Here is a 5,332-nt window from a genome sequence, read left to right on the forward strand (position 1 = left end):
GCCTTCAAAAACGAAAGGAAGAAGCGCTGCGTTTCTTACGTGAAGTACATGTTCCCTTTGATAACAACCAAGCCGAACGCGATCTTCGCATGGTCAAAGTCAAAGAGAACATTTCGGGTACGTTTCGCGAAGAAACATTCGCGCAGTCGTTTTGCATCGCAAGAAGCATCGTTTCCACACTGACGAAACACGAAAAAAACGTGTGGGATTCGTTATGTCTTCTGTTGGCAGGCGAAACGATCGATCGAGTTCTTTCCGCTACCTAGAGCATTTTCTATGACCGAAATGCCCTATTTGTGCTGGGCTTTTTTATACACTAGCACTGGGGTGAATAGTTACGTTCCGTATTATTCCAAACGGTTTGGGATTGACTTCTTAAGATACTTCATTGTCAATATCATCGGGGTTTTTCTTCTGTGTACCGCTTTTGTGGTGAAGTACGGGATGTCTTCATTATCAGCTTTGAACGTGATTCATTTTATTATTTTAGTGCTATTCTATATGTTTTTTGGAACATCCCTTATCGTGCTGATTAAAAACATTGAGATTTCCTTAACGATTATTATCATTTATACGGTTTTAGAAGTGGTCACGTTAGGGGAATTTATGCCATGGCCGCACATCTTTTTATTCCAGCCGCCCGTTTGGGATCCGTTTTTATTAAGGAAATTGGTGATTTTATCGATAACGGTTATTGTGCTTATGTTTACAACATTTGTTTTCATTCAGAGAGCAGACAGGAAACCGCAATAGCAATATAGAGATGCTTGCGCTGTTTCAAGATCGTTGAAGAACAAGGGATGGGAAAGGCGGTAAAAACTTTCCCTAAAACGGATGCCTAACAGCTCAAGTTTCCGTTGCCTGTTGCTTCTCGAGTGATACGTCCTAAGCACTAAAAAACTTTTCTTTGTGAGGTTCGATGTACGCTAAAAAGCTGTCACCGATTGTTTAATCTTATGGACATCCTTAAACATCCGTATTTTCTGCAACCAAATTTGCGGAAAATACGGATGTTTTTTCTTGTTTATTTTGATATAGTGGGGGTAAAGTCGGCCGGCTTGATATGAAAATGAAGGGGGAAAGAGGGATGACAAAAGGAAAAAAATTGAACAAATTCTCTTTAATAGTCTCATCTTTAGGTTTATCCTTGTTAATAGGTGCGAGTGCTCTAGCAGCATCTTCTATTGCCAGAATTGACTCTTCACATTTAGATGTTTCTGGCTCAAGTATTTCTGTCGGTGATGGAGTTCTGAATGAAGTTACGTACCAAAATAACAGCCATATTGACTTCTATGCTATGGTGTCGCGTGAAGTTACAGGATTCGATCCAGAAGTGTTTAATCGAAGAGTTTACGATTATGAAGAAGGCTCCGTATATAATTTAAAAGTAACTAACGGAAAGTATTATCCGCGCTCGAAATGGGCTGGCGAAAGTGGAGCGGTTTATGCGAATGGTTTAACATATATCGAAAATCAGTAGATGAAGGGAAAGCAATATGAGGGTAATGTCAACCTCGTATTGCTTTCCGCATCTGATCGCTAAAATGAGGTGTACCATATGAAGGTTTTCAATTCTATGAACGTCATGTGGATCCTTTTTCGGAGAAATCCGCTTTTTTGGATTTTGCTAGTTTGTTTTCTTACGTATGTGTACTACGGTTTTCATTTTTATTCTACCGGATATAACTTTTCTCCTGGGGAAGCATTAGTAAGAATGAGTTTTGCAGTACAAGGGGGAATGCTTGCTTTTTTATTTTTTGGGGTTTTATTGATTAGACTGGAAGAAAATAATCATTTACACGATATATTTTCATCGATCCCAAAAGGAAATTTTTCTAAGTTTATCGGGAAATTACTCTTTTTTTTCATTCTTGTGTTATTGATTTGTTTATTTGTTTTTTCCATCTATGTATTTTTGTTTTTGCCAAAGGGTATATCTTTTCTTCCTTTCTATTATGATGCGTTTCTTTATATTGTCCTATACTGGGGAATTTCCTTCTTTTTATCTATGCTAATAGGAGCTTTGTTGGCATCTTGGTTTAAGGGAAAAATCATTTACCCTCTTATTCTTTTCGTTTGGGCGTTAATTGGGCCGGCAAATTCTTATTTTTTTGGTACAGCCGCATCCAAACCGGTATTCTCTGATTTTCTTGCATGGATCAATCTTGGAGAACCAAACCCTTATGCGTTATTTAACGATTTATATGGATTTGAACTTTCTCTTTACCATTGGATGAAACGATTATTTATGCTGCTATGTATCAGTTTTCTTTTTCTTTTCACCCATTTTTTAAGAAAACGAGGCAACATAGAAAAACGGTTTTATATGTATGTTGCGGTATGTATAGGGAGTATAGGAGCTTTGATTTATTACTTTACTTTAGACAGACAAATCTATATTAGCAATTCTCTACTGGCAGGAACAAGGGAGCGTGTCGATGAAACGTACTATCGGGCTTTGTCTCATGAGAATTCTGTACCGCATCAAGTGATTGCGATTACAAAGTATGACGTCCATATGAAGATAAAACGGCTAGTAGAGATCGATACCGCTATTACAATAGTGAACAATCAAAAACAGCCGTTAGACAATATATCCTTGTCTTTGTACCATGGATTTAAGGTGATAGACGTTTCGAGCAGCCATAAAAAATTGTCATTCCAGCAAAAAAACGATCTTTTAAACATTCAGCTGCCAAGCGAATTGCCACCTAAGCAAAGTTGTCAGCTTTCCATTTCTTATAAAGGATTGAGTTCGCCGTTGTTCTTCGCTAATTCACGAGCGGTATATTTGCCATATTACTTTCCGTGGCTGCCATCGAGCAATGTAGAACCTGCTTTTCAATATACGAAAATTGGTCTTATTAGAAATAATCATCAGTGGGGCAATGATGCCGAAATTACTTTAACCTATGACGGGCCTACTCCTTTATATACGAATATAAAAAAGGTTGGGAGTAAGAAATGGCATGGAAGATCTTCATTTGGGTTATCGGTAGTGGTTGGTAAGATAGCGGAAATGAATAGGAAGAACGATGGTACGCAATTTGTGCAACCGATGACTTGGGAGAAGAATATGTACCAATATCCTGAATTTAAAGAGCGCACTAGTCATATTATGGAAACCATTTCACGCAACTTTCATATTCCATATGAAGGGTTTCCAAAGTTGGTTGTTTTTGTCCCTATTCTCTCCATTAATGATTTCGCTGTCGAGGAGTACATATGGTTTGCCTCTGACCATCTTATTTATGGGACGTCATTGCAATATCAGGCAACCATTCTTCCGCAGGATGAGGCCAATTATACGTATATGCTCGTTCCTGCTCTTACTTGGAAATACAAAGGGATTCCAATAAAAGATATGGAGTATCTCCATTTATTCGATTCCGTTTATGCTTACGTCTATAACCAACAACATGGCATTCCAGATGACGGCAGTTTTTTGCCTCGTATGAATCCGATAAAATCGGAAAAGGATCAAATTAAAAGCAGTATCGTCCAATGGATAAAGAAGGAAGGAAACGTGGAAATGAAAAATCGCTTTTGCCAAGAGTGGTTCCAGCTTATTGAAAGTGGAAGTCAGGATTGGAACGAATTAAAGAAGCTCGTAGAGCAATATATCGTCATCAAGGAGGATTTATAAGTGTCCGTACTAGAAATTCGAAATGTGAAAAAGCGGTATAAAAACAAGGTTGTATTAAATAATATTTCATTGAATATCAAGGGAACTTACGGTTTGCTCGGTCCTAATGGGGCTGGAAAAACAACATTAATGAAGATCATAGCGACTTTGCTTCCTTTGGAAGAAGGGACAATTACTTTCGGTGATATTTCGTGGGAGAACGACCAAAGAGTGAAACCGTTAATTGGCTATTTGCCGCAGTATTTCTCCGCTTATAAAACGATGAAGGTTTATGAAGTGCTTCATCATTTTGCTATTTTAAAAGGAATTACTAACAAAGAACGCAGAATATCGGAGCTTGATGCGGTGCTGGAAAATGTGAATCTTTATGAACAGAGAAACGAAAAAATCAAGTATCTGTCAGGTGGAATGATCAGAAGAGTTGGGATTGCTCAGGCTTTATTAGGCAATCCGAAAATTGTTATTGTAGATGAACCTACTGCTGGATTGGACATTCAAGAAAGGGTAAGATTTCGCAATTTGCTTCGGAAAATCTCCGCCAACCGAACCATTATTATTTCTTCCCATATTGTCGAGGATTTAGAAACAACATGTGATTATGTTGCTATGATGAATAAGGGGACAATTCTGTTGGAAGGATCAAGACAAGAAGTGTTGCAAATAGTAGACGGACTCGTGTGGGAAAAAGACGTGAATTCGCGCGACTTAGAACAAATTCCGGAATCGCAAATTATTTCGGTGAAAGAAGCCGGGGATCGCTATATTGTTAGAATGTTATCGCAGGAAAGCATAAAAGAGGCGAAACGTGTTCATCCGACATTGGAAGATGCTTACCTTTATATGATGAAGGGGGATAACCATTGAAAAAGATAAATCTTGTTTTTGAAATAAAATCAATGGGATGGTCATTTTTTCTCCCCCTTATTGTCTTTCTGTTGTTTATATATCAATTGGCTACATATCAAGGTTTTTCTTTATATATTTATAATACGCTTGAATTTCTTATTGCTCCTCTTGCGTGCTGGTGGATCATTCATTTATATGATGAATATTTTGAGGGAGGATTGCACGAACTTCTTCCCAGCTATCCATTATCGAGATGGTATCATGGGATATCCCGTGTATTGCCGTTTATACTCATGTATTTATTGCTGTTGGTAGGAAGTTTATGGATGGTGCATTCTGTAGTGGAAAATCAAGATTATGCCCCTTTGCTTGTTTATGTTGGAACACTAAGCTTGCTATTTGCGACAGTCGGTTTTTTGTTAGTTGCGATTTTTCGGAATGTCATGGTGTCGATCGTTATGATTGCCACTTATGTAGTAACGGAGTATTTAACGAATGGAGAAGTAATGCCATGGTATCATGCGATGGCTTTTGTCTCAAGCCCTTTTTCTTTTCGTGACGTTATGTCAAAAGCGATAGTCAATGGGGTGCTCTCTGGTTTCTTTTTATTATTGGGCCAGACCGTGCTGTCGATGGTTTTGACTAAACGATATACATAAACAAACCCGTGGTGCTAGTTGAGCGTTAGAACTCAACTAGCCCTAGTGTGACCAACGAATAGGCTAACAATATGCCGTCGAGCGCTACTTCAAATCCGATCATGGAATTCGCTCGAATCTCTGTGATCCGGTATTGGTCAACCAGAACCGAGAACACCGTCTCGATCACTTTGCGTTTTTG

General features: G+C 38.4%; 6 protein-coding genes and 1 pseudogene. 6 read left to right on the forward strand and 1 reads right to left on the reverse strand.

What is annotated here, in order from left to right; genetic code table 11:
- The 6 genes from BM278_RS17915 to BM278_RS17940 all read left to right on the forward strand — a co-directional run.
- A partial coding sequence (locus tag BM278_RS17915) for an IS66 family transposase (protein ID WP_143093475.1) occupies positions 1–266 on the forward strand: 266 nt, incomplete at its 5' end.
- Positions 267–444: 178 nt separating this feature from the next.
- Entirely contained in the window at positions 445–753 is a 309-nt protein-coding gene (locus BM278_RS19010) for a hypothetical protein (protein ID WP_090952437.1), read from the forward strand.
- 334 nt (positions 754–1,087) lie between these two features.
- The gene (locus BM278_RS17925) at positions 1,088–1,480 is read left to right on the forward strand and encodes a hypothetical protein (protein WP_090952441.1); all 393 of its coding nucleotides are present in this window, start codon (positions 1,088–1,090) and stop codon (positions 1,478–1,480) included.
- A 546-nt stretch (positions 1,481–2,026) separates the two neighbouring features.
- Positions 2,027–3,646, forward strand: coding sequence for a M1 aminopeptidase family protein (locus BM278_RS17930; protein ID WP_143093493.1), 1,620 nt, complete (start codon positions 2,027–2,029; stop codon positions 3,644–3,646).
- Positions 3,647–4,510: an ATP-binding cassette domain-containing protein gene (locus BM278_RS17935; RefSeq protein WP_090952448.1), complete on the forward strand. Its 864-nt coding sequence runs from the start codon at positions 3,647–3,649 to the stop codon at positions 4,508–4,510.
- Complete coding sequence (locus BM278_RS17940) at positions 4,507–5,151, forward strand: hypothetical protein (RefSeq protein ID WP_090952451.1); 645 nt, start codon at positions 4,507–4,509, stop codon at positions 5,149–5,151. Before BM278_RS17935 ends, BM278_RS17940 begins: the two co-directional genes overlap by 4 nt.
- A 25-nt stretch (positions 5,152–5,176) precedes the next feature.
- On the opposite strand, the pseudogene BM278_RS18535 reads toward BM278_RS17940, so the two are convergent.
- A pseudogene (locus BM278_RS18535) lies at positions 5,177–5,332 on the reverse strand (IS982 family transposase); the annotation flags it as partial.

Origin of the sequence: Parageobacillus thermantarcticus (assembly GCF_900111865.1) — a bacterium.
GTDB classification, from domain to species: Bacteria; Bacillota; Bacilli; order Bacillales; family Anoxybacillaceae; genus Parageobacillus; species Parageobacillus thermantarcticus.

What these genes read in the sequence shown, in the direction of transcription:
- BM278_RS19010 (WP_090952437.1), top strand. Translation starts at nt 445, where the DNA reads ATGTCTTCATTATCAGCTTTGAACGTGATTCATTTTATTATTTTAGTG.
- BM278_RS17925 (WP_090952441.1), top strand. Translation starts at nt 1,088, where the DNA reads ATGACAAAAGGAAAAAAATTGAACAAATTCTCTTTAATAGTCTCATCT.